Origin of the sequence: Helicobacter cetorum (assembly GCF_900198405.1) — a bacterium.
Lineage (GTDB): Bacteria > Campylobacterota > Campylobacteria > Campylobacterales > Helicobacteraceae > Helicobacter > Helicobacter cetorum_C.
In genome coordinates this window covers 137551-161672 of record NZ_FZMR01000006.1, presented here as the reverse complement: position 1 = coordinate 161672, position 24122 = coordinate 137551, and the positions used below count along the sequence as shown (strand labels likewise).

The 24122-nt window shown below is 34.8% G+C and carries 21 protein-coding genes; 16 read left to right on the top strand and 5 right to left on the bottom strand.

The window, feature by feature from the left end; translation table 11 throughout:
* Nucleotides 1-77 precede the first annotated feature (77 nt).
* The 16 genes from bamA to xerH all read left to right on the top strand — a co-directional run bounded on the left by bamA (nucleotide 78) and on the right by xerH (nucleotide 18327).
* Nucleotides 78-2654 (top strand): outer membrane protein assembly factor BamA, encoded by a 2577-nt coding sequence (gene bamA, locus C6H25_RS03015; protein ID WP_233707312.1) that lies wholly within the window; start codon nucleotides 78-80, stop codon nucleotides 2652-2654.
* Complete coding sequence (locus C6H25_RS03010; protein WP_199768924.1) at nucleotides 2626-3723, top strand: dehypoxanthine futalosine cyclase; 1098 nt, start codon at nucleotides 2626-2628, stop codon at nucleotides 3721-3723. Before bamA ends, C6H25_RS03010 begins: the two co-directional genes overlap by 29 nt.
* A complete protein-coding gene (locus tag C6H25_RS03005) occupies nucleotides 3720-5018 on the top strand; it encodes a M16 family metallopeptidase (RefSeq protein WP_104747983.1) in 1299 nt (432 codons plus the stop codon). Before C6H25_RS03010 ends, C6H25_RS03005 begins: the two co-directional genes overlap by 4 nt.
* Entirely contained in the window at nucleotides 5018-6445 is a 1428-nt protein-coding gene (gatB, locus tag C6H25_RS03000; protein ID WP_104747982.1) for an Asp-tRNA(Asn)/Glu-tRNA(Gln) amidotransferase subunit GatB, read from the top strand. The genes C6H25_RS03005 and gatB overlap by 1 nt, the downstream gene beginning before the upstream one ends.
* Nucleotides 6442-7620 (top strand): SurA N-terminal domain-containing protein, encoded by a 1179-nt coding sequence (locus C6H25_RS02995; RefSeq protein ID WP_104747981.1) that lies wholly within the window; start codon nucleotides 6442-6444, stop codon nucleotides 7618-7620. Before gatB ends, C6H25_RS02995 begins: the two co-directional genes overlap by 4 nt.
* A 13-nt stretch (nucleotides 7621-7633) precedes the next feature.
* Entirely contained in the window at nucleotides 7634-8644 is a 1011-nt protein-coding gene (locus C6H25_RS02990) for a hypothetical protein (protein ID WP_104747980.1), read from the top strand.
* Nucleotides 8645-8647: 3 nt separating this feature from the next.
* Nucleotides 8648-9079, top strand: a complete 432-nt coding sequence (rnhA, locus tag C6H25_RS02985; protein WP_104747979.1) for a ribonuclease HI — start codon at nucleotides 8648-8650, stop codon at nucleotides 9077-9079.
* Between the two features lie 11 nt (nucleotides 9080-9090).
* A complete protein-coding gene (gene rnc, locus C6H25_RS02980; RefSeq protein WP_104747978.1) occupies nucleotides 9091-9795 on the top strand; it encodes a ribonuclease III in 705 nt (234 codons plus the stop codon).
* A complete protein-coding gene (aroC, locus tag C6H25_RS02975) occupies nucleotides 9792-10889 on the top strand; it encodes a chorismate synthase (protein ID WP_104747977.1) in 1098 nt (365 codons plus the stop codon). Before rnc ends, aroC begins: the two co-directional genes overlap by 4 nt.
* Before the next feature lie 38 nt (nucleotides 10890-10927).
* Nucleotides 10928-11437: a DUF2603 domain-containing protein gene (locus tag C6H25_RS02970; RefSeq protein ID WP_104747976.1), complete on the top strand. Its 510-nt coding sequence runs from the start codon at nucleotides 10928-10930 to the stop codon at nucleotides 11435-11437.
* A gap of 8 nt (nucleotides 11438-11445) precedes the next feature.
* The gene (gene hemN, locus C6H25_RS02965; RefSeq protein WP_104748009.1) at nucleotides 11446-12819 is read left to right on the top strand and encodes an oxygen-independent coproporphyrinogen III oxidase; all 1374 of its coding nucleotides are present in this window, start codon (nucleotides 11446-11448) and stop codon (nucleotides 12817-12819) included.
* A complete protein-coding gene (locus tag C6H25_RS02960) occupies nucleotides 12816-14141 on the top strand; it encodes a (Fe-S)-binding protein (RefSeq protein WP_104747975.1) in 1326 nt (441 codons plus the stop codon). Before hemN ends, C6H25_RS02960 begins: the two co-directional genes overlap by 4 nt.
* 130 nt (nucleotides 14142-14271) lie before the next feature.
* Entirely contained in the window at nucleotides 14272-15117 is an 846-nt protein-coding gene (locus C6H25_RS02955) for an outer membrane protein (RefSeq protein WP_104747974.1), read from the top strand.
* A gap of 183 nt (nucleotides 15118-15300) precedes the next feature.
* Entirely contained in the window at nucleotides 15301-16473 is a 1173-nt protein-coding gene (locus C6H25_RS02950) for a pyridoxal phosphate-dependent aminotransferase (RefSeq protein ID WP_104748008.1), read from the top strand.
* Nucleotides 16474-16677: 204 nt separating this feature from the next.
* Complete coding sequence (locus C6H25_RS02945; RefSeq protein WP_104747973.1) at nucleotides 16678-17247, top strand: hypothetical protein; 570 nt, start codon at nucleotides 16678-16680, stop codon at nucleotides 17245-17247.
* Nucleotides 17248-17259: 12 nt separating this feature from the next.
* Complete coding sequence (gene xerH, locus C6H25_RS02940) at nucleotides 17260-18327, top strand: tyrosine recombinase XerH (protein ID WP_104747972.1); 1068 nt, start codon at nucleotides 17260-17262, stop codon at nucleotides 18325-18327.
* A gap of 343 nt (nucleotides 18328-18670) precedes the next feature.
* On the opposite strand, the gene C6H25_RS02935 is transcribed toward xerH, so the two are convergent.
* The 5 genes from C6H25_RS02935 to C6H25_RS08960 all read right to left on the bottom strand — a co-directional run bounded on the left by C6H25_RS02935 (nucleotide 18671) and on the right by C6H25_RS08960 (nucleotide 24062).
* Nucleotides 18671-19399 carry an outer membrane beta-barrel protein gene (locus C6H25_RS02935; RefSeq protein WP_158653860.1) on the bottom strand — a complete coding sequence of 243 codons (729 nt, stop codon included), beginning with the start codon at nucleotides 19397-19399 and terminating at the stop codon, nucleotides 18671-18673.
* A gap of 393 nt (nucleotides 19400-19792) precedes the next feature.
* The gene (locus C6H25_RS02930) at nucleotides 19793-20005 is read right to left on the bottom strand and encodes a 2-hydroxymuconate tautomerase family protein (RefSeq protein ID WP_104747970.1); all 213 of its coding nucleotides are present in this window, start codon (nucleotides 20003-20005) and stop codon (nucleotides 19793-19795) included.
* 124 nt (nucleotides 20006-20129) lie between these two features.
* Nucleotides 20130-21731, bottom strand: coding sequence for an ABC-F family ATP-binding cassette domain-containing protein (locus tag C6H25_RS02925; RefSeq protein ID WP_104747969.1), 1602 nt, complete (start codon nucleotides 21729-21731; stop codon nucleotides 20130-20132).
* A gap of 590 nt (nucleotides 21732-22321) precedes the next feature.
* Nucleotides 22322-22927 carry an AIPR family protein gene (locus C6H25_RS08965; protein ID WP_199768923.1) on the bottom strand — a complete coding sequence of 202 codons (606 nt, stop codon included), beginning with the start codon at nucleotides 22925-22927 and terminating at the stop codon, nucleotides 22322-22324.
* Nucleotides 22928-22949: 22 nt separating this feature from the next.
* Nucleotides 22950-24062 (bottom strand): AIPR family protein, encoded by a 1113-nt coding sequence (locus C6H25_RS08960; protein ID WP_199768922.1) that lies wholly within the window; start codon nucleotides 24060-24062, stop codon nucleotides 22950-22952.
* Nucleotides 24063-24122: the final 60 nt, after the last annotated feature.

The following is a 24122-nucleotide window of genomic DNA, read 5'->3' as shown; positions in this document are numbered from 1 at the left end:
CAAGCGTTAATGCTAAGGCGATAGAGTCCCCAGCGAATGTGGAATCTGTATCACAAGAGCAACATCAAGGCAACTCAATGCCCCAAAAAGAAATGAAAGTTAAATCCATTTCTTATGTGGGGCTGTCCTATATGTCTGATATGCTCGCCAATGAGATTGTGAAGATTCGTGTGGGCGATGTTGTAGATTCTAAAAAAATAGATACTGCCGTTCTAGCTTTGTTTAATCAAGGGTATTTTAAAGATGTTTATGCGACCTTTGAAAATGGCATGCTTGAGTTTCATTTTGAAGAAAAGCCACGCATTGCTGGCGTAGAGATTAAGGGCTATGGGAGCGAAAAAGAAAAAGAAACGATTAAATCACAAATGGGAATCAAAAAGGGCGATACCTTTGATGACCAAAAATTAGAGCATGCTAAAGCCACTCTAAAAGCCGCCTTAGAGTCTCAGGGCTATTATGGAAGTGTCGTAGAGGCTAGGACAGAAAAGGTCAGCGAGGGGGCATTCTTAGTCGTATTTGATGTGAATAGGGGAGGAAACATTCATATCAAGCAATCTGTCTATGAGGGGAGTGCTAAATTAAAACATCGCACCATTGAATCTTTGAGTGCTAATAAGCAAAGAGACCCCTTAGGCTGGATGTGGGGTTTGAACGACGGAAAATTACGCCTTGACCAATTAGAATATGACTCCATGCGTATTAATGATGTATATATGCGTAGAGGCTTTTTGGACGCTAACATTTCTTCGCCTTTCTTAAAAACCGATTTTGCCACACGCACTGCTAAATTGCATTACAAAGTTAAAGAGGGTATTCAATACAGAGTTTCAGATATTTTGATAGAGATTGACAACCCCGTTGTGCCACTATCCAAGCTTGAAAGAGTGCTTAAAATCAAGCGAAAAGATGTTTTTAATATTGAGCATTTGAGAGCGGATGCACAGATTTTAAAAACTGAAGTGGCTGATAAGGGCTATGCGTTTGCTGTAGTTAAGCCAGATTTGGATAAAGATGAAAAACATGGACTTGTAAAAGTCATTTATCGTATCCAAGTGGGCGATATGGTGCATATCAATGATGTAATTATTTCAGGTAATCAACGCACCAGCGATAGAATTATTAGAAGAGAGCTTTTACTAGGCCCTAAGGATAAATACAGCTTAAGCAAACTAAGAAATTCCGAAAATTCCTTAAGGCGTTTAGGATTTTTCTCTAAAGTTAAGATTGAAGAAAAAAGGGTGAATAGCTCTTTAATGGATTTATTGGTTAATGTAGAAGAGGGGCGCACCGGACAATTACAATTTGGTTTAGGCTATGGCTCTTATGGAGGGCTAATGCTTAATGGCTCCGTGAGTGAAAGAAATCTTTTTGGAACGGGTCAATCTGTAAGCTTATATGCCAACATCGCTACAGGTGGTGGGTATCGCTATCCGGGTATGCCAAAGGGTGCAGGGCGTATGCTTTCGGGGAATTTGAGCTTGAGAAACCCTAGAATCTTTGATAGCTGGTATAGCTCCACGATTAATTTATATGCTAATTATAGAGTGAGTTATCAGTATATCCAGCAAGGCGGTGGGTTTGGGGTCAATATTGGACGCATGCTAGGCAATAGAACGCATGTAAGCTTAGGATATAACTTCAATGTTACCAAACTCATTGGTTTTAGTAGCCCTTTATATAACCGCTATTATTCTTCAGTAAATGAAACAATTGTGCCAGCACAACCATATTGTAATCTTGGAATCCTAACTACTCCTATAGGTAAGAATGGCGAATGTGCTATAGGAAAAAAAGAATACACTAAGCCTATGAAAGGGATTTGGGATAGAGATTACCACATGCCTATTACAAGCTCTTTCACTTTTGATTTGGGTTATGACAACACTGATGATTACTACTTCCCTAAAAATGGCGTGATTTTTAATTCTTATGTAACTATGGCAGGTTTGCCTACTTCTGGGGTTCTTAATACTTGGAATGGCTTAGGTGGAAATGTGCGTAACACTAAGGTGTATGCTAAATTTTCTGCTTACAAGCATTTGCAAAAATATTTATTAGTGGATTTGATTGCTCGTTTTAAAACTCAAGGGGGTTATATCTTTAGGTATAACACCGAAGATTACTTGCCTTTGAACTCTACTTTCTACATGGGTGGTGTAACGACGGTTAGAGGCTTTAGAAATGGTTCGGTTACCCCTAAAGACCCTTATGGCATGTGGCTTGGTGGTGATGGGATTTTTACCGCCTCTACAGAACTCAGCTATGGGATTTTAAAAGCGGCTAAAATGCGTATCGCATGGTTTTTTGACTGGGGCTTTTTGACCTTTAAAACAGATAGTAGGTATAATACAATTAATTATGGTGGTGGGCGTAGTCAAAGGTTTGGTTTCTGGCAAAATTCACCCGTTGTGCAAGCGAACTTTAAGGATTATGGTGTTGTAGGAGCTGGATATGAGCATGCGACTTGGAGAGCATCTACAGGCTTACAGATTGAGTGGATTTCACCTATGGGACCTTTGGTGTTGATTTTCCCTATTGCATTCTTTAACCAATGGGGCGATGGATACAAAAAGGATTGTAAAGGCTTATGCTTTAATCCGCACTTAGGCGATTACACCCAACGCTTTGAATTTTCTATGGGAACGAGGTTTTAAAATGCGAGTGAGTAGTAAAGAAATTTTAGATTTAATGCAAAACGCTTCCTTAAAAGAGCTGGGGCAAAAAGCACTAGAAATCAAAAAGAGCTTACACCCAGAAAACTTGACGACCTTTATTGTGGATAGAAATATCAATTACACGAATATTTGTTTTGTGGATTGTAAGTTTTGTGCGTTCAAACGCACCCTAAAAGAAAAAGATGCGTATGTGTTAAGCTATGAAGAGATTGATAAAAAGATTGAAGAACTAATCGCTATTGGAGGCACACAGATTCTTTTTCAAGGGGGGGTGCATCCACAACTTAAAATTGATTATTATGAAAATTTAGTGAGCCATATTTCACAGAAATTCCCTAGCATTACTATCCATGGTTTCAGTGCGATTGAAGTTGATTATATTTCTAAAATTTCTAAAATGTCTTTAAAAGAAGTCTTAGAGTGCTTGAAAAATGCCGGTTTAAGCTCCATTCCCGGAGCAGGTGCAGAGATACTAAGTGATAGGGTGCGCCAAGTCATTGCCCCAAAAAAATTGAGTGCATCTAGATGGATTGAAGTGCATAAAACCGCCCATTTATGTGGCATTAAAAGCACGGCTACGATGATGTTTGGCAGTGTGGATAATGATGAAGATGTAGTGGAGCATTTAGAAAGGGTGCGTAATCTACAAGATGAAACCGGTGGGTTTAGGGCGTTTATTTTATGGAGTTTTCAGCCTAATAATACCCCCTTAAAAGCAGAAATCCCTAGTTTAAGAAAGGCTAGTTCTAATCGGTATTTGCGTTTATTAGCTTGTAGTAGAATCTTTTTAGACAATATTATGAATATTCAAAGTTCTTGGGTTACGCAAGGTTCTATGGTGGGTCAATTAGCCCTATTATTTGGAGCCAATGATTTGGGTAGTGTGATGATGGAAGAAAATGTCGTTAAAGCCGCTGGAACAAGCTTTTGCATGGACGAATTAGAAATGGTTAATCTCATTAGAGATATAGGGAGCATTCCGGCTAAACGCAACACCGCCTATGAAATCTTAAAGCGTTACCTCATTGAAGAAAAGGCATATGCATGAAAAAATTTTTTATCACTTTACTATTAGGAGCTTTTATGCAATTACAAGCTAGTGCTTTAATCCATAAAGAAATTAATCACGCTAAGATTCCTGTGATTTATGAAGAGAATCATTTATTGCCTATGGGATTTGTACATTTAGTCTTTAGGGGGGGTGGGAGCTTAAACGATAAAGACAAATTAGGCTTGGCTAAATTGTTCGCACAAGTTTTAAATGAAGGCACTAAGGAGCTTGGCTCAGTGAAATTCGCACAGCTTTTAGAACAAAAAGCGATTAATTTGAGCGTGGATACTAGCGAACAAGATTTACAAATCACTTTAGAATTTTTAAAAGAATATGAAGATGAGGCTATCAAACGCTTAAACGAGCTTTTAAAATCCCCTAATTTCACTCAAAACGCTTTAGAAAAAGTGCAAACTAGAATGTTAGCCGCCCTTTTACAAAAAGAGAGTGATTTTGACTATGTGGCTAAGCTTACCTTAAAGCAAGAACTCTTTGCTAACACTCCTTTAGCCAATGCGTCCTTAGGCACTAAAGAGAGCCTTCAAAAAATCAAGCTAGAGGATTTGAAAGCACAATTTGCTAAGGTGTTTGAGCTAGATAGGCTTGTGATTGTGCTAGGGGGGGATTTAAACATGGAACAAACCCTTAAGCACTTGGATAATGCGCTCAATTTCTTACCCAAAGGTAAGGCTTATGATGAGCCTTATTTTGAAACAAGCGATAAAAAGCTAGAAAAAACTCTCTATAAGGATACCCAACAAGCCTATGTGTATTTTGGTGCGCCTTTTAAAGTGAAAGATTTTAAACAAGATTTAGCTAAGGCTAAAGTAATGATGTTTGTGCTTGGTGGGGGCTTTGGCTCAAGGCTTATGGAAAAAATTAGAGTTGATGAGGGACTAGCTTATAGCGTGTATATGCGCGCTAATCTCACTAAAACAGCACATTTTGCCGGAGGCTACTTGCAAACAAAATTAAGCACACAATCTAAAAGTATCGCGCTTGTAAAAAAGCTTGTGAAAGAATTTGTAGAAAAGGGTATGACACAGCAAGAGTTAGATGACGCTAAGAAATTTTTGCTAGGCTCTGAGCCATTGCATAATGAGACTTTATCAAGCCGTTTACGCACCAAATTCCACAACTTTTATTTAGGGTTACCTTTAGATTTTGATAAAACAATGTTAGGACAGATTAAAAATCTTACTTTAGATGAAATCAATCAATTTATTAAAGCACACCCCGAAGTGAGTGATTTAACCTTTGCTATCGTTAGTAATAAAAACAAGGATAAGTAATGCAATTTGAAACCGTGATTGGATTAGAAGTCCATGTGCAATTAAACACTAAGACCAAGATTTTTTGTGCTTGTTCTACAAGCTTTGGAGAAAGCCCTAATTCTAATACTTGTCCGGTGTGTTTGGGCTTACCCGGAGCCTTACCGGTATTGAATAAAGAAGTAGTAAAAAAAGCTATTCAGCTAGGCACAGCCATTGAGGCAAATATCAATCAAAACTCCGTTTTTGCACGAAAAAATTATTTTTACCCTGATTTGCCTAAAGCCTATCAAATTTCACAATTTGAAATCCCTATTGTGAGTGAGGGGAAATTAGAAATTGAAACAGAGCAAGGCAGTAAAATCGTGCGTATTGAAAGAGCGCATATGGAAGAAGATGCGGGCAAGAATATCCATGAGGGGGGTCATTCTTTAGTAGATTTGAATCGTGCTTGCACGCCTTTATTAGAAATTGTGAGTAAGCCTGATATGTCTAACGCACAAGAGGCGATTGCCTATCTCAAAAAGCTCCATGCGATTGTGCGTTTCATTGGTATTTCTGATGCGAACATGCAAGAGGGGAATTTTAGATGTGATGCGAATGTATCTATTAGACCCAAGGGCGATGAAAAACTTTATACTAGAGTAGAAATTAAAAACCTCAACAGCTTTAGATTTATTGCTAAGGCGATTGAATATGAAGTGGAGCGCCAAAGTGAGGCGTGGGAGAGTGGTCGCTACGCTCAAGAGGTGGTGCAAGAAACACGCCTTTTTGATACTGCCAAAGGCATTACTCTTTCTATGCGGGATAAAGAAGAGTCTGCTGATTATCGCTACTTTAAAGATCCGGATTTATATCCTGTTTTTATTGATGAGGAGCTTTTTAAAGAGGGGCGAAAAATCAATGAATTGCCAAGTGCTAAAAAAGCTCGCTACATGAAAGATTTTAGCGTTAAAGAAGATGATGCAAATTTATTAGTGAGTGAGCCTTTATTAGCAGAGTATTTTGAAGACATGCTAAATCTTGGGGTTAAACCTAAAACAAGCGTTACATGGCTATGCGTGGAATTACTAGGGCGCTTGAAAGCTGATGTAACTTTGGAAAATTGTGGTATCACTTCTAACATGCTAGGCACTTTAGCTAAACGCATTGATGAGGGTAAGATTTCAGGCAAGAGTGCTAAAGATTTGTTGGATAAATTATTAGAAGAACGAGGGGGCGATGTGGATGCTCTCATTGAAAAATTAGGTTTGTCTCAAGTTAATGATGAGGGGGCGATTGTCAAAGTTATAGAAGAAGTCTTGCAAGCTAATGCTGATAAAGTTGCTGAATACAAAAGCGGTAAGGATAAGCTCTTTGGATTTTTTGTAGGGCAAGCGATGAAAAATCTCAAAGGAGCTAACCCTAGCGTGGTCAATGCTATTTTGAAAGAGAAACTAAACACATGAGAAAAATCTTTTCTTATTTTTCTTTGTTTTTGTTGCTTTTAGGGGTTGCTTATGCAGGCCCTAGCCATGAGGTTGAAGCGATTGAGGGCAGAAAACCAGAGCGCAATTTGGATAAAAAAATCCGCCAAGAAATGAAAGCTAAGATGAAAGCTAAAGCAGAAGTTCATCATGTTGAAGTTGGTGCCAAGAAAAACCCTGACGCCAAAGAAACTAACTCTCCTAAAACTAAAGAAGAAACCGCCAAAGAAACTAAGAAAGGCATTCAAAACAATATAAAAGAATCTAACGGAAAAGGTAAAACAACTGATTCCAAAGAAACTAAACAAGAAAAGACTAATTCTCAATTCAATTCAATTTTTGGTAATTCTAATAATGCGAAAAATAAAGCGACTGAGGATACGGTCGTAGGAGGCATTTCACTATTAGTTAATGGCTCGCCTATTACACTTTATCAAATCCAAGAAGAACAAGAGCATTCTAAGATTTCTAAACAGCAAGCAAGAGACCGATTGATTGCAGAGCGGATTAAAAACCAAGAGATTGAACGCTTAAAAATCCATGTAGATGATGATAGGATTGACCAAGAAATGGATATGATAGCCAGACAGCAGGGCATGGATTTAGACCGCTTTAAACAAATGCTTATGAGTGAGGGGCAATACACAAATTATAGGGAGCAGATGAAGGAGCATTTGGAAATGCAAGATTTATTGCGTAATATCTTGCTTACTAATGTGGATACCAGCTCTGAAACCAAAATGCGCGAATATTATAACAAGCATAGGGAGCAATTCAGCATTCCCACTGAAGTAGAAACGATTCGTTACACTTCTGAACACCAAGAAGATTTAGAAAAGGCTATGGCAAATCCAAGTTTAGAGATTCCTGGCGTGAGTAAAACAAGTGAAAAAATAGAAATGAAAACTTTAAACCCTCAAATCGCTCAGGTCTTTATCACGCATCCTCAAGGCTCTTTTACGCCTATTATGAATGGTGGGGGAGGACAATTCATTACTTTTTATATCAAAGAAAAATTAGGTAAAAATGAAGTGAGTTTCAGTCAAGCCAAGCAATTTATCGCCCAAAAATTAGTAGAAGAATCTAAGGATAAAATTTTAGAAGAGCATTTTGAAAAATTGCGCGTTAAAGCTAAAATTGTAACAATTAGGGAATAGCGAGTCTTTCATTGTGGAACATTATGGTTTTCTCTACAAAGATTCTCTTTTTTCTATTGCCTTATTGACTTTTATTATTGCTCTTGTCATTCTATTAGAGCAGGCTAGGGCATATTACACGCAAAAGAAAAACAAAAAGTTTTTACAAAAATTTGCTAAAGCTCAAAACTCTTATGCGAATAGTGAAGGTTTGGAAGAACTTTTAGGGCATGCAAAATTTTCTAGCTTGATGTTTTTAGCTAAGGCATACTTTAAAAGCGCTGATGTAGAAATTAGCATAAAAATCTTAAAAGACCTTTTAACTCGCCCTTTAGAGAATGAAGAAAAAATAGCTGTCTTAGATTTGTTGGCTAAAAATTATTTTAGTGTAGGGTATTTACAAAAAACACAAAACACTTTGAAAGAAATTTTGCGTTTTTCTCCAAGAAATGTTGAGGCTTTGTTAAAACTTATGCATGTGTATGAATTAGAAAAAGATTATTCAAAGGCTTTAGAAACCTTAGAATGTTTAGAAGAATTAGAAGTGCCTGAAATTGAAACGATTAAAAACTATCTCTATATAATGTATTTGATAGATAATAATGAAAATACAGATAAAATCTTACGCATTTCAAAGGATTCAAAAGATTTAAGAAAGATTGCCTTAAGTTATTTAAAATCTTATGATAGTAGTCTTTTTTGGCAAGAAATTGATAAGACAGAGCATCTAGAAAGCTTGTTAGACCTTTTGTGGGATATGAATATCCCTTCTTTTGTTTTAAAAAAACATGTTGTTTTGCAAGAAATTGCACGCTCTAAAGGGCTACTTTTAGACCACAAATCTTGTAAAATTTTTGAATTAGAGATTTTACGCGCTTTATTAAATAGTCCTACAAAAGCGAGCTTGACTTTTGAATATCGTTGTAAAAATTGCAAACAAATCTTTCCTTTTGAAAGCCATAGGTGTCCTGTATGTTATCAATTAGCTTTTATGGATATGGTGCTTAAGGTTTCTAAAGAAACTTATACAACGGGGGTTGCTTAAATCATGCAAGAAATTGAAATTTTTTGCGATGGTTCTTCTTTAGGAAATCCGGGACCTGGTGGTTATGCGGCCATTTTACGCTATAAAGATAGAGAAAAAATTGTGAGTGGGGGCGAAAAATTTACCACTAATAATCGCATGGAGTTAAGGGCTTTAAATGAGGCTTTAAAGGTTTTGAAACGCCCATGCCATATTACGCTTTATAGTGATTCACAATATGTGTGTCAAGCCATAAACACATGGCTAGATAATTGGCAAAAAAAGAATTTTGTTAAAGTAAAAAATGTGGATTTATGGAAGGAATTTTTGGAAGTTTCAAAAGGACATTTGATTGTTGCTGTGTGGGTTAAAGGGCATAATGGGCATGTTGAGAATGAACGCTGTGATAGCATAGCCAAACTAGAAGCACAAAAATTTATTAAAACGCTAACTTGAAGGAAATAACAATGAAAAACAAACGCTTTAAGCCCATAAATTGTCCTTACAAAACATTAGAAAGAGCTTTGGGGTATTCTTTTAAAGATAAACGTTTATTAGAACAAGCCTTAACACACAAATCTTGTAGGCTTGCTTTAAATAATGAACGCTTAGAATTTTTAGGCGATGCGGTGCTAGATTTAATTGTGGGCGAATTGCTATACCATAAATTTTATCAGTATAATGAAGGAAAGCTCTCTAAACTAAGAGCTTCTATAGTAAGCGAACAAGGTTTTACCAAACTTGCTAGGGTCATTTCTTTACAAAATTATTTGCGTGTGTCAACTTCAGAAGAAGTTTCTAAAGGAAGAGAAAAGCCATCTATTTTATCAAGCGCTTTTGAAGCCTTAATGGCTGGAGTGTATTTAGAAGCGGGATTATCTAAAGTGCGTAAAATTACTGAAAAGTTACTCAATCGTGCGTATAAGCGTTTGGATTTGGAACATTTGTTTATGGATTACAAAACCGCTTTACAAGAATTAACCCAAGCTAAATTTTCTGTTATTCCTTGTTACAAATTACTTAAAGAAAAAGGGCCAGACCATCATAAAGAATTTGAAATAGCTTTATTCATTCAAGATAAAATGTATGCTATAGCTAAGGGTAAAAGTAAAAAAGAAGCCGAACAACAATGCGCCTTACAAGCGCTTAATAAACTCAAGGAACAAGAGTGAATACCTTAGGGCATTATTTAAGGCTCACTACCTTTGGAGAATCGCATGGGGATATAATAGGGGGGGTATTAGATGGCATGCCTAGTGGGATTAAGATTGATGTTGCATTATTAGAAAATGAAATGAAACGCCGTCAAGGGGGGCGTAACGCTTTTACTACACCACGAAAAGAAGATGATAAGGTAGAAATCATAAGTGGGGTTTTTGAAAATTTTAGCACCGGAACTCCTATAGGGTTTTTAATCCATAATAAAAGGCCTAGAAGCAAGGATTATGAAAACATTAAAAATCTATTTAGACCTAGCCATGCAGATTTTACTTATTTTCATAAATATGGCATAAGGGATTTTAGGGGTGGGGGAAGAAGTTCGGCTAGAGAGAGTGCTATAAGGGTTGCTGGTGGGGCGTTTGCTAAAATGCTTTTAAAAGAAATTAATATCACTTGTGAAAGCGGAATTATTGAAATAGGGGGCATTAAAGCAAAAGATTATGATTTTGATTATGCCCTAAAAAGTGAAATTTTTGCCCTAGATAAAAATCAAGAGATAGCTCAAAAAGAAATCATTCAAAACGCTAAAAAAAATCATGATAGCATAGGGGGAGTGGCATTAATTAGGGCTAGAAGTTTGAAAAAAAACCACAAACTCCCTATAGGTCTTGGCGAAGGACTATACGCTAAATTAGACGCTGAAATCGCTAGAGTGATGATGGGGCTTAATGGGGTTAAGGCTGTTGAAATTGGCAAAGGTATAGAAAGCTCTCAATTAAAAGGCTCAGAATATAATGATTTAATTAATAAAAAGGGTTTTTTGAGTAATCATAGTGGGGGGATTTTAGGGGGAATGAGTAATGGAGAAGAAATTATTATCAAGGTGTATTTTAAACCCACACCTAGCATTTTTAAACCCCAAAAAACTATAGATATTCATAATAATGAATGCGAATGCCTTTTAGAAGGTAGGCATGACCCTTGTATTGCTATTAGAGGTAGTGTGGTGTGTGAGAGCTTGCTTGCTTTAGTATTAGCAGATATGGTATTACTCAATTTAGGCTCAAAAATAGAGCATCTAAAAACGATTTATAATGAGAATTAAGCGAAATTAGATACAATCAAGCTTAAAAAGGATATTTAGTGGAAAAGTTACCCAAAAAACGAAGTTTTTCTAAAACAAAATCACAAAAACTTATCAATAGTCTTAAAACACAAAAAAATAGAGCCTTGCTTAAAAAAGTTAGCTCTAATGAAATGCTTTTAGAATTAGAAAAAGGAGCGTTCAAAAATAATGAGGCTTACTTTATCTCTGATGAAGAGAATAAAAATTATGTTTTAGTGCCAGATAATGTGATTAGCATTATGGCAGATAATGCTAAAAAGGCGTTTGAGGCAAGGCTTAGAGCGGAATTAGAAAGAGATATTATCACCCAAGCACCCATTGATTTTGAAGATGTGCGTGAGGTTTCATTGCAATTATTGGAAAATTTACGCCAAAAAGATGGGAATTTGCCTAATATCAATACCCTGAATTTTGTCAAACAAATTAAAAAAGAACACCCTAATTTATTTTTTAATTTTGATAATATGTTTAAACAACCTAATTTTAATGAGAGTAATTTTGATAATAGCGATGAGGAAAGTTTTTAATGCAAACAATGGAAAGTATTGATTTTGAAAAATTTTCTAAATACTCAAAGCCAGGACCTAGATATACAAGCTATCCTACGGCTGTAGAGTTTAAAGAAGGTTTTAATGAAGAGAGTTTAAAAACGGCGTTTTTTTGCCATGACAATCTCAAAAATCCCATGCCACTATCGCTTTATACGCATTTGCCCTTTTGCAGGAGTGCATGTTATTTTTGTGCATGTTCAGTCATTTATACAAGCTTAGAAGATAAGAAAACTCGTTATATTAGCTATCTTAAAAAAGAATTAAGCCTTTTAAAAGATACTATGAATACGAATAGGGAAGTCGCACAATTTCATTATGGCGGTGGCACACCGACCTTTTTTTCGCCCACTCAATTAGATGAGATTACACAAAGCATTCAAGAAGTTTTTCCTAACTTTAGCAAAGATATTGAGATGAGTTGTGAGATTGACCCTAGGCATTTTACTAAAGAGCATATGCAAACTTTATCTCAAAAAGGGTTTAATCGCCTAAGCTTTGGGGTGCAAGATTTTGAATTTGAAGTTCAAAAAGCAATCCATCGTATCCAACCTTTTGAGATGGTGCAAAACGCCGTGAAACTCGCTAGAGATTATGGCATTAAATCCATCAATTTTGATTTGATTTATGGATTACCTAATCAAACCAAAGAGAGCTTTTTAAAAACTTTAGAGTTAGTTTTAGAATTAAACCCAGATAGATTAGCGGTGTTTAACTATGCCCATGTGCCTTGGGTTAAAAAAACGATGCGTAAAATTGATGAAACCTTATTGCCAAGCCCTAAGATTAAGCTAGAGATTTTAGAAGCTCTAATTAGGTTCTTAGAAAAGGCGGATTATAAAATGATAGGCATGGATCATTTTGCAAAAAGCGATAACGAATTGTATTTATCTCTTCAAAAATCAGAGTTACGCCGTAATTTTCAAGGCTATACCACTAAGAAGTTCACTCAAACCATTGGCATTGGTCTTACTAGCATTGGTGAAGGGGGCGATTATTACACGCAAAACTATAAGGACATGCAAGATTATGAAAACGCCCTTGATTTAGGGCATTTACCGGTAGAAAGGGGCGTGGCACTCACTAAAGAAGATGTGCTAAGAAAAGAAGTGATTATGCAAATGATGAGTAATTTAAAATTAGATTATTCTAAGATTGAAGAGAAATTTCATATTGATTTTAAAACGCATTTTGAAAAAGAATTAGAAAAATTAAAGCCTTATGAAGAAGTGGGCTTACTTGTTTTTAATTCTAAAGGGTTTGAGATGACAAGAACCGGTAGTATGCTTGTAAGAAATATTGCTATGGAGTTTGATGCTTATTTGCGTGGGGGCGAAAAGCAATTCAGTAAAACCCTATGAGCGAGAATATTTTTGAAAAAGTAGGGGAGACTTGCGTTAAGTGTGCTAAGTGTGTGCCAACTTGCACCATTTATCGCATTCATAAAGATGAGACGACTTCGCCTAGAGGCTTTTTGGATTTAATGCGATTAAACGCTCAAAATAAGCTTAAATTGGACACTAATTTAAAAAATATCTTAGAAACTTGTTTTTTATGCACTACTTGTGTGGAAACTTGCCCCTTTCATCTGCCTATAGATACCCTAATAGAAAAAGCTAGAGAAAAAATCGCTCAAAAATATGGCATTGCTTGGTATAAAAAATCTTATTTTTCACTCTTAAAAAACAGACAAAGAATGGATAGAGTATTTTCTACAATGCACTTTTTAGCCCCTTGTGCGTTTAAGAAAATAGGGGAGGATAGCTTAGAGCCTAGAATAATTTTTAAGGGTTTGTTTAAGTATTTTAAAAAAACTTCTCTCCCCCCCTTAAATAAAAAAAGTTTTTTGCAAATGCATGCAAATAATATTAAGCCTTTAGAAAACCCTATTCAAAAAGTGGCGATTTTTATTGGTTGCTTGAGCAACTATCATTACCAACAAGTAGGAGAGAGCCTACTATACATTTTAGAAAAGCTCAACATTCAAGCCATTATTCCTAAACAAGAATGCTGTGGTGCTCCAGCATATTTTACCGGCGATAAAGATACCACGCTTTTTTTAGCTAAGAAAAATATTGAACTCTTTGAAAGCTATTTAGAAGAAGTTAATGCGATTATTGTGCCTGAGGCTACATGCGCAAGCATGTTGATAAAGGATTATTATAAAGTCTTTCTAGGCGAAAAAGATGAAAATAAGTATTTAAAGCGTTTAGAAAGAATCACGCCTAAGATTTATCTAACAAGTGTGTTTTTAAGCAAACTCACGCCATTAAAAAATCTTTTAGAAAAAATCCCCCCAAACAAGCAAAGAGAAAAACAAGGGGAAAAACAAGAGAGCATTGCTTATCACAATCCATGCCATGCTAAAAAGAGTTTAGGGGCGTTTAAAGAAGTAAAAGACTTATTAAGCACGCATTATAAAATTGAAGAGATAGAAGATAATTGTTGTGGTTTTGGAGGGATTACTATGCAAACTAATAAGGCAGAATTTTCTTTAAAATCAGGACTTCTTAGGGCTAAAGATATTATGGACACTCAAGCAAAAATTGTGAGTGCAGAATGTGGGGCATGCCATATGCAACTTAATAACGCCCTAAAAACTTTAGATAAAAATAAAAGCCCACAATTTTTACACCCCCTAGAATTAATCGCTAAAGCCCTAAAAGATATTTTAGAGACTTAAAAACTCTCTTAAATTTTGCACTCGCTCAAACTTTTAAGGTTTTAGAGCGGTTTTTCTTAAAGAATTTAGGTTTTTTATAGATTATTATGTTATTATTACACGAAATAGACTTTTAGAAGGAAAATGTTGTATGAAAAAGTTCGTAGTGTTTAGAGCGCTCTGTTTGTCAGTAGTATTAAGCAGTGGTCTAGTGGCAACAGAAAGTAATATAGAAAAACACCTTGATAAACCCAAAGAGCATAAAAAAGTAAAAGGCGAGAAAGATGCTTGGTATGTAGGGATTAGCTATCAAGTCGGTCAAGCCTCAGAAAGTGTGAGAAATCCGGATAGAAATAGCCCATATAATTTTAGAAAGTTTCCTGTAGGCAAAACAGATTATTTAGCCGTTATGCAAGGTATTGGGCTTACTGTGGGCTATAAGCAATTCTATGGTGCTAAGCGTTGGTTTGGTATGCGCTATTATGGCTTTATGGATTATGGTCATTCTAACTTCGGTGGTGGTGCTTTAACCGGTTGGAATAGCAATGTGTGTTATGACCCACAAACAGGTCAGCGTAATCTACCATGCGGTGTAAATAATCCTAAAGATGGCAATGTTTCTGGTAACACCACGCGCTTTAACAATATCTCCGATATGTTCACTTATGGTATCGGTATTGATACGCTTTATAATGTTATCAATAGGGAAAATGCGAGCTTTGGCTTTTTCTTTGGAGCTCAAATTGCGGGTAACTCTTGGGGAAATACTACAGGAACTTTCGTAAGAAGTCTTGTTAACCATAAGTATGATGTTGACCCTGCAATTTTTCAATTCCTTTTTAACTTGGGTATTCGCACTCATATTGGCAAGCATCAAGGCTTTGATTTTGGTGTGAAAATTCCTACTATCAATGTTTATTATTTCAATAGAGGTGGCTTAAGTCTAACTTATCGCCGTCAATACAGCATTTATGTAGGGTATCGCTATAGTTTCTAGATTATAAAAAGAGTCTTTTTTAAAAAAGTCTCTTTTGTTCTTGTTCTGCCATTTTCATAAAAATATTTATTTATGTTTAGTTTCTAATCACTCTGTTTTTTGAGAGGAAGTTTTTTCTCTTGTAGGGATAAAATTCTTTTAGTTGTGCTATGATTAATGGAAAAAGCCAAAAAAGGATTTATCATGCCATATTCTTCCAAGATACAATCACTCTCTGAATCCGCCACCATTGCTATTAGCACGCTCGCTAAAGAATTGAAAGCACAAGGAAAAGATATTTTAAGCTTTTCAGCGGGCGAGCCTGACTTTGACACCCCACAAGCGATTAAAAATGAGGCGATTAAAGCCTTAAATGAGGGCTTTACCAAATATACGCCGGTAGCAGGGATTACTGAATTACTAAAAGCTATTGCCAATAAATTAAAAAGAGAAAACAACCTAGATTATGAGCCAAGCGAAATTTTAGTAAGCAATGGTGCTAAACAAAGTTTGTTTAACGCCATTCAAGCCTTAGTAGATGAGGGCGATGAAGTGATTATTCCTGTGCCTTTTTGGGTAACTTACCCTGAGCTTGTGAAATATAGTGGGGGAGTGAGTAAATTCATTCAAACCGATGAAAAAAATCATTTTAAAATTACCCCTAAACAACTCAAAGACGCCCTAAGCCCTAAAACCAAAATGCTTATTCTTACCACTCCATCAAATCCTACCGGCATGCTTTATAGTAAGGCTGAGCTAGAGGCTTTGAGCGAAGTTCTAAAGGATACAAGCGTATGGGTGCTTAGCGATGAGATTTATGAAAAGCTTGTGTATAAGGGCGAGTTTATTTCTTGTGCGGCTGTGAGCAAAGATTTGGAAAAACGCACCATTACCATTAATGGCTTGAGTAAATCTGTAGCTATGACAGGCTGGCGCATTGGCTATGTGGCGAGCAAGGATAAAAAGTTGATTAAACTGATGAATAATTTGCAAAGTCAATGCACTTCTAATATCAACTCTATCACGCAAAAAGCCTCTATTGTAGCCCTTAATGGTATGGTAGATAAAGAAATTGAAACTATGCGTGTAGCTTTTGAAAAACGCTGTAATTTAGCCCATGCAAAAATCAATACCATTGAAGGCTTGCAAGTTTTAAAACCTGATGGTGCGTTTTATCTCTTTATCAATATTGGCAATCTTTGTAATGGGGATTCTATGCGATTTTGCCATGAATTATTAGAAAAAGAGAGCGTTGCTTTAGTCCCCGGAAAAGCCTTTGGTTTAGAAGGCTATGTGCGACTATCCTTTGCATGCTCAGAAGAACAGATTGAACAAGGAATTGAACGGCTCGCTCGCTTTGTAAAAGGACTAGCATAATTTATGCTTGTTCTTTCTGAAATACAAGCTATTTTAGAGATACTTGTCTGTGTGCAAAAAAAGATAGATTTGAATAAAACGCTTGATTATTTCCTAAAGGGGTAGTATCATGGATAAGTATAAAAAAGTTTGAAAAGTGCAGTTTTCATAACTAAATATAACTAATAGTGAATGTAGCACACCATGTAGCTGACAAAAACTAAAATGGCAGAACTAGAACTAAAGCAAATTAAAATTATTAGCGATGGAAGTTTTTTAAGCCATACCAATCCACAGAGTGCAACAGGTGCGTTTATTACGATTTTTAACGATAGGGAATTTCCTTATTATATAGGCAAATACAAATGCAATAAAAATGCTCATTACGCCGAGATTTATACTATCAATCTTGTGCTAGAGCTTATGCTCTCATTAGGCAAATGGATACAAGAATACTCTATAGATTTTTATACTGATGTAGCTAATAATTTACCAAATCCTAATAATAAATGCAGTAACTATGGCGAAAATGAACGCTTTTGTATCTTAAAAAATATCCTAGAAAAAAAGAACCCCTTAAAATTCATTTACACCAACATGACCTTAAACGCCTATTTAAAAAACTGCCACTATTTGAGCATCAACAGACACCATATCGCTAAAAAATGCGAACTTAGAAATGCTTTGAATTTGCGTTATCTTTCTTTAGAATTTAGCACCGAAAAGATAAGAAATAGAATACTAAAATACCTAAAAGAAAAACTAAAGCAAAGTAACACAGACCAAAATATTTAAAAAGGAGCAAAAATGAAACACCCCCTAGAAGAATTAAAAGACCCTATAGAAAATTTGTTGCTATGGATTAGTCGTTTTTTGCGTTACAAATGCACAAGCTTGTCTAATTCTCAAGTTAAAGACCAAAATAAGGTTTTTGAGTGCTTGAATGAATTTAATCAAGTATTCAGCTCAAGACACTTAGGAGAAATTTGTAAAAAAGCTCGTAACGCTGGATTACTAGGTATCAATACCTATGCACTACCCCTATTCAAATTTTACGAATACATTACAAAGCTTTCTTTAAACTCACTTAAAAGCATTGATGAAGTGATGTTAGCTGAATTTTTAAGCATCTATACAGGGGGTTTATCCTTAGCCACTAAAAAGAATTATAGGATTGCTTTATTAGGACTTTTTAGCTACATAGATAAAAATAATCAAGATAAAAACGAGCAATCTTACATCTATAACATCACGCTTAAAAATATCAGTGGGATAAGTCAAAGCTCAGGCAATAAGCTCCCTACTCATTTAAACAACGAAGAGTTAGATAAATTTTTAGAAAGCATTGATAAAATAGAAATGTCAGCTAAAGTGAGAGCTAGAAATCGCCTACTCATTAAAATCATTGTTTTTACAGGCATTCGTTCTAATGAAGCCTTGCAACTCAAAATAAAAGATTTTGCTTTAGAGAATGGTTGTTATATTATTTCTATTAAGGGCAAGGGGGATAAGTATCGTGTGGTAATGTTAAAGTCTTTTCATATTGAAATCCTTTTAAAAGAATGGTTAGTAGAAAGAGAGCTATACCCTATTAAAGATGATTTGTTGTTTTGTAATCAAAAAGGCACAGCTTTAACGCAGGCTTATTTGTATAAACAAGTAGAACGCATTATAAACTTTGCAGGACTTAGGCGAGAAAAAAATGGGGCGCATATGTTACGCCACTCTTTTGCAACCTTGCTCTATCAAAAACGCCATGATTTAATTTTAGTTCAAGAAGCTCTAGGGCATGCAAGCTTGAATACCAGTAGAATTTACACGCATTTTGATAAAGAGCGTTTAGAAGAAGCGGCGAGTATTTGGGAAGACAAATAGCCTTATCCCCTATTCTTGCAAATCTTTTTATAAACTTTATAGGATAAAAACTCTATGATTTTAAAAAACTCAAGGTTTTTAGCGTTCAAAAAAAAAAAAAAAAAGAATTTTTTATCAATCTCTCTTAAAAAATAGCCTTTTAATCAAAACCAAATAATAACCATAAAAATCTTTAAAAGAGCTTGTTTAAAATCTCTCAATACTTAAAACAACACCAAAACGATAAAATAAAGAAGTTTATAGAGAAAGTTTTGCATAAGAAAGCTTATAGGCACTAGCATGCCCTTACTTACAACCACTCAAAACCCCCTTAAAAAAGGGAGTATTGAGACAAAAGGCAAGCTTAGAATCTAAAAATCAAGCTGTAGTTTACATTCCACATTTGAGTGTATTGAACTTTTGCACCCACACCATCAGTTCCACTGAACTTATACGCAGTGCCACGAGTCAAAGGAATCTCAAAGCCAAATTGTGCGTCTAAATGCTTAGATAAGCCGATGATGATACCCACACGAATAGGGATTTGAAAATAGGATTGGCTGATATTTTTAGAGTTATGTCCTGCCCATCCGTCAAAATAGCTCGCACCCCTTACCGCAAAAGACTGACCCAAAAGCGCTGTTCCTAAATAGCCAGAAACATAATGCTTGCCAAACTTAGCAAATTTAAGCAAAATATCTGAATACACACCATAAGTGCTTGCATTCATTTGACCTTGATAGTAGTTAGGACTAGCAGGGTTAGAATACATGTATTCATACACGCCCGCAATCCTCATGCCCCATCTTTTAGTCTTACCAAAATACCCTTGCCAACCTAAGCTCACATTCACACCATAGCCATTAGCGATATTAGTCCCACCAAGCATATCAACATTTCCACCCGGCATTGGAAGTGGTTTGTCGCCGTATTTATACACCGCATTACTCATTTGACCATATTGAAAACCTACAATCCCATACACGCTATTATTGACTGCTTTATCATATTTTGAATCAGCGTTAGCATCTTCTGCCATAAGAGCTGTAGCTAAAAAAGAGGCTAGAATCCCACTCACAACGATTTTTTTCATGTTCATCCTTTTCGTTTTTCATTCTAACAAGAACTATACGCTAGAAACTTGTTGAGAGAATAGTAGTTTCACATGGTTAACAAATATTAATTTATAGCAGTATTTTTAACATTAAGATTTAAAAATAAGATAATTTTTAGCCCCATTCATGGCGTGTTTTTAATGTCATTAAAAGGGTTTTTGATAAAATTTTATCTTTTTAGAAAACGCTTATAACCCCCTATTTAAAGGGATTAGCTTATTTCATGCTCGTTTGAAAAAAGATTTTTTCAAAAAAACGCTCCAACGATTTTAAAAAATTTACAAATTTTAAAAGAGAAAAGCGTATAAAAATTTCATTTTTAAGCTAATTTAGAGTCATTAAAAAACTCTAAATTTGTTAAAAACCCTTTTTTAAGACTTTGCTTTTTGCCTTAGATTGCGAATGCTTTCGCCCCCAAAGCCATAATTATTCGCATCCACTTCATCTATAATCACAACGATAGAGGCTCTATTTTTATTCAGCACTTTTACCATTAAATCTGTCGCCCCCTCAATAAGTTGCTTTTTTTGCTCTGTTGTAGGCTGTCCATCTTCTGGCACAAGTTTGATATTGATAAATGGCATAAAATCTCCTTAAATTCAAGTCTGCTAAACTATAGCGGTTTTATTTTGAGAATTTTCTAAAACCTAAAAATAAAGCCTTTCAGCTCTCAAAAGTTTGTTACTTTTGAAATCAAAAAAGGCAAAACTATTTCTTTTGACTCAAATATTCTTCATAACTCCCTTTAAAATCAATGATTTTTGCTCCCTTGCTACTTGGCACTAATTCAATAATCCTATTAGCATACGCATCAATAAGCTCTCTGTCATGGCTTACACAAATCACCGCTCCATCAAATTTATATAACGCCTCACCTAAGGCAATAATAGCCTCTAAATCTAAATGGTTCGTTGGCTCATCTAAGACTAAAAAATTCCCCCCTTCTAACATAAGCTTAGATAACACCATTCTGTGCTTTTCCCCCCCACTTAAAGCATTCACGCATTTTTCTTGTTCTTCGCCATTAAAGAGCATTCTTCCTAATGCGTTTCTCACTTCAGAACTCTCAATTTTCTTATTGAAATTAAAGAGCCATTGATACAAGGTCTCTTCTCCGCTAATTTCTTCGCTCACATTTTGGGGGAAGTAGCCCTTTTGAACAGTCGCCCCCCATTTTACCACACCATTATCAGGCTTTAATTCTTCTACTAGAATTTTACAAAGTGTTGATTTACCCACGCCATTTGGCCCTATTAAAGCGATTTTATCCTTAGGCATGATTTTTAAGCTAACTTTATCTAAAATGATTTGTTTATCATAGCTTTTAGAAATGTTTTCACATTCTAAGGCCTCATTACCAATGGTGCGTTTAGGCTTAAAAATAATGCTAGGGTCTCTTCTACTTGATACGGCTAAGCTTTGAATATCTAATTTATCTAATTGTTTTTGACGGCTTGTAGCTTGCTTAGCTTTGCTTGCATTAGCACTAAAACGAGCGATAAATTTTTCCAATTCTTCTTTTTCTTTGAGTTTTTTATTGCGTTCAGCTTCTTGCTGTTTAGCAATTAGAGTAGATGCGATATACCAATCATCATAATTCCCGCTAAACTCACGCACCGTATGAAAATCCAAGTCTAAAATATGTGTGCATACTGCATTTAAAAAATGCCTGTCATGGCTAATGACTACCATAGTGCCCTCATGGCGTTTGAGATTGTCTTCTAACCAATCAATGGCGTTTAAATCTAGGTTGTTAGTAGGCTCATCTAAGAGCAAAATATCTGGTTTAGGAAAGAGCACTTGAGCTAAGAGTATCTTAAATTTATCGCTACTTGGTAAGGTTCTCATCAAATCATTGTGTTTGGAGCTAGGAATACCCAAATCTTCTAAGATTTTTTCAATCACCACTTCGCATTCATACATAGGGTCTTCTTCTACACAAATGGTCTCTAACTCCCCTAGTCTCATATTCACTTTATCATCACTCAAATCCCCCTCTGTGTATAAACGCTCTTTTTCTTTAATAGCCTCATACAAACGCTTATTGCCTATTAAAACCGCATCTTTAAGGCTTAATTCTTCAAAAGCGTATTGGTCTTGTCCTAAAACCCCCATTTTCATGCCACTTGTAATGATTACTTCCCCACTGCTACAATCAATGCTTTTACTTAAAATCTTTAAAAAAGTGGATTTTCCTGCCCCATTAGCCCCAATAAGTCCGTAGCGTTTGTTCCTATCTAGCTTGATATTCACATTTTCAAACAATTTTTTAGTCGCATAGCGTTGCGTTAAGTTTATGGTTTGTAGCATTTTGCCATTCCTTGTCATTTTCATTTTATTACATTTATAGAATGGTTATTTTAGCACAGCCTGTATTTTTTGATATAATCTTGCTAGTTTGGCTCTCATTTTTAAAGTAGTGTTTGTTGGTTGCCATATGAAATAGTAATGAATACGTTGGTTTTTGCACTAGGACAACTGCACTCCACTCCAAAATATTCCTTGAGTTCTTTGAATTATCCCTTATTTTAGATTTAGTAGTTCTAATACCGATTAAAAAATTTTCATTTTAATAATTTTTTAAATAATATCTATTTTCATAATCCAATATCTTTACGGAATTTTGACCAACAAACTTCTCTAGCTATTCTAATTCTTTCTTCGTTATAGCTTTTGATTTATCCATGTTTTAGATTTCCATTGCAACTTAGCAATCTTAAACCTACCTTTTACTAAAAGAAAATTTTCCCAGGCTCAAAAATCTTCGTGCCAAAATTAGTGTTAAAGAATGAATAAAAGCATACAAGGCCAACCTGTTTTATTCAATGATTCAGCATGAAAAGGCATAGCAATCAGCTCTAGCCTACAAATGACTTCTCAGACTCTCTCTGATTACTTTCTTAGCGGATTGCCTTTATTGGTCGGTTAGTATCATCATCACAATCTCGCAGTTCTTTAATGAGTCGCTGTGTTTTTGGATTCGAATAAAATCCTCTTTTTTGAAACAAATAATCCTTTGAATTTAACAGGTTTACAGTTTCCTGAAATAAGCGTGTTGCATTATTTTCTTGTTTTAAATATAAAATCTTATTTTCAGTTGTTTTTTGGTTTTCTTTTACTTCCAATAAAATATTACATGCCATGAGAATGTGCATATCCATTGTTGTAGATTTTAATGAAAGCTTATTGTTGGTATAAAGGTGATGATACCAATACCATAGAATACCACAATAATAATATTGTTCAGGATCATGTAAATCGCTAAACAATTTATCTTTATCCTGTAATTTTTTTATAACAGAATTTACTTCTGTTTTAATTTTATGAGGTTCTTTAATAAATACAGATATAAAGACCCTAGCGATTGCCTCTATATTTGGCCTCTTATATGGAGGATTGATATCAAAATATTGTCCTCTCAATCTTTCAAAATATAATTCTAATGTTTTATCTTGCCCCATAAAGAAAGTTTCAATTTTTTCATGAAACTCATCTAAAGATTGCAAATCTTTATTGATTGCGTTTTGATTATTTACCGCATATTATAATATCTCTCTTTAATTGATTGTTTTTTGTGGCAAGTATTTTTATAACAACCATTATATCATCTGAAAGGTTCTTATTTTTGTCAGAATATTGTTTAAAAAGTTCATTAGTTGTCTGACAACCATTAATAATTCTAGGAAATGTTAGTGTGAAAAACTTTGGTTTTGTTGGATGTCTTTCTATTTCATCACAAATGATTACTAACCCATTATTGAGAAAAGGAAAATAACATTTTTTGTTTTCATCTTCTAAGGTTTTTTTGATGGACTTATTGACTTCTGTATCACCAATATAATTTCTTATATTTTCTACAAATAAACTTTGTCTTAAATTACCATCTGGTGTTAGAATTAATTTTTTTAATTGTGAAAATTTAATTGTTGTCAATAGACTTATTTTTATATCATTAATCTCTGGTAGTTGAATAGACTCTTCAAACTCTAATGTAGTTTTATGAAACTTAGCAATATTATTATATTGTTTTTTGATTTCTTCTGTTTGGAAAAAATTGATATTTTCCAACTTGCATCTATATTTTAAATCCTCCCTTAAAGTAATTTTATTTTTTTGATTGTTTATATCATCATTTGATATTTTATGTGAAGTCTTTCCAGAAATAAAAAATAATGTAACAAGAGGTGTTTCTTTCATTCTATTAATAAAACCATCTTTGTCATCAAATAGTTTTTTATAGATTGTAGAAAAAGGTTCGATACTTATTTTGTTTATCAAAAATTCAACAACTGTGTCAATAAAATCACCAAATTTTTTTCCATCAAAACTACTTTGTGTGGTTGATTGAATAAAACCTATTTTTATCTTAATGGGCTCGTTTTGACCAATTTCTTTTAAATCAGACTCTTCTGAAATAAGTTGACTATTTACTAAAATTGCAACACCATCTATTCCTTTTGCTTTATTAGTAGAAACCGATTTTATACCCTCTAATTCTTTTTCTAGTAGGTTTGAAACAACAATGTAATTGCCAAAATCCTCAAAAATATCAGCTTCGTTTTGTTCATTTTTTGTTATACCAAATTTTTTAACGAATTCATTTATGCTGGCATTTAAACCGATATCAAATTGTTGTGCCATTTTTTACTACTCTCCTTACAAATATATTATAATCCAGCGTGCTTGATTTGTCTAGTTAAT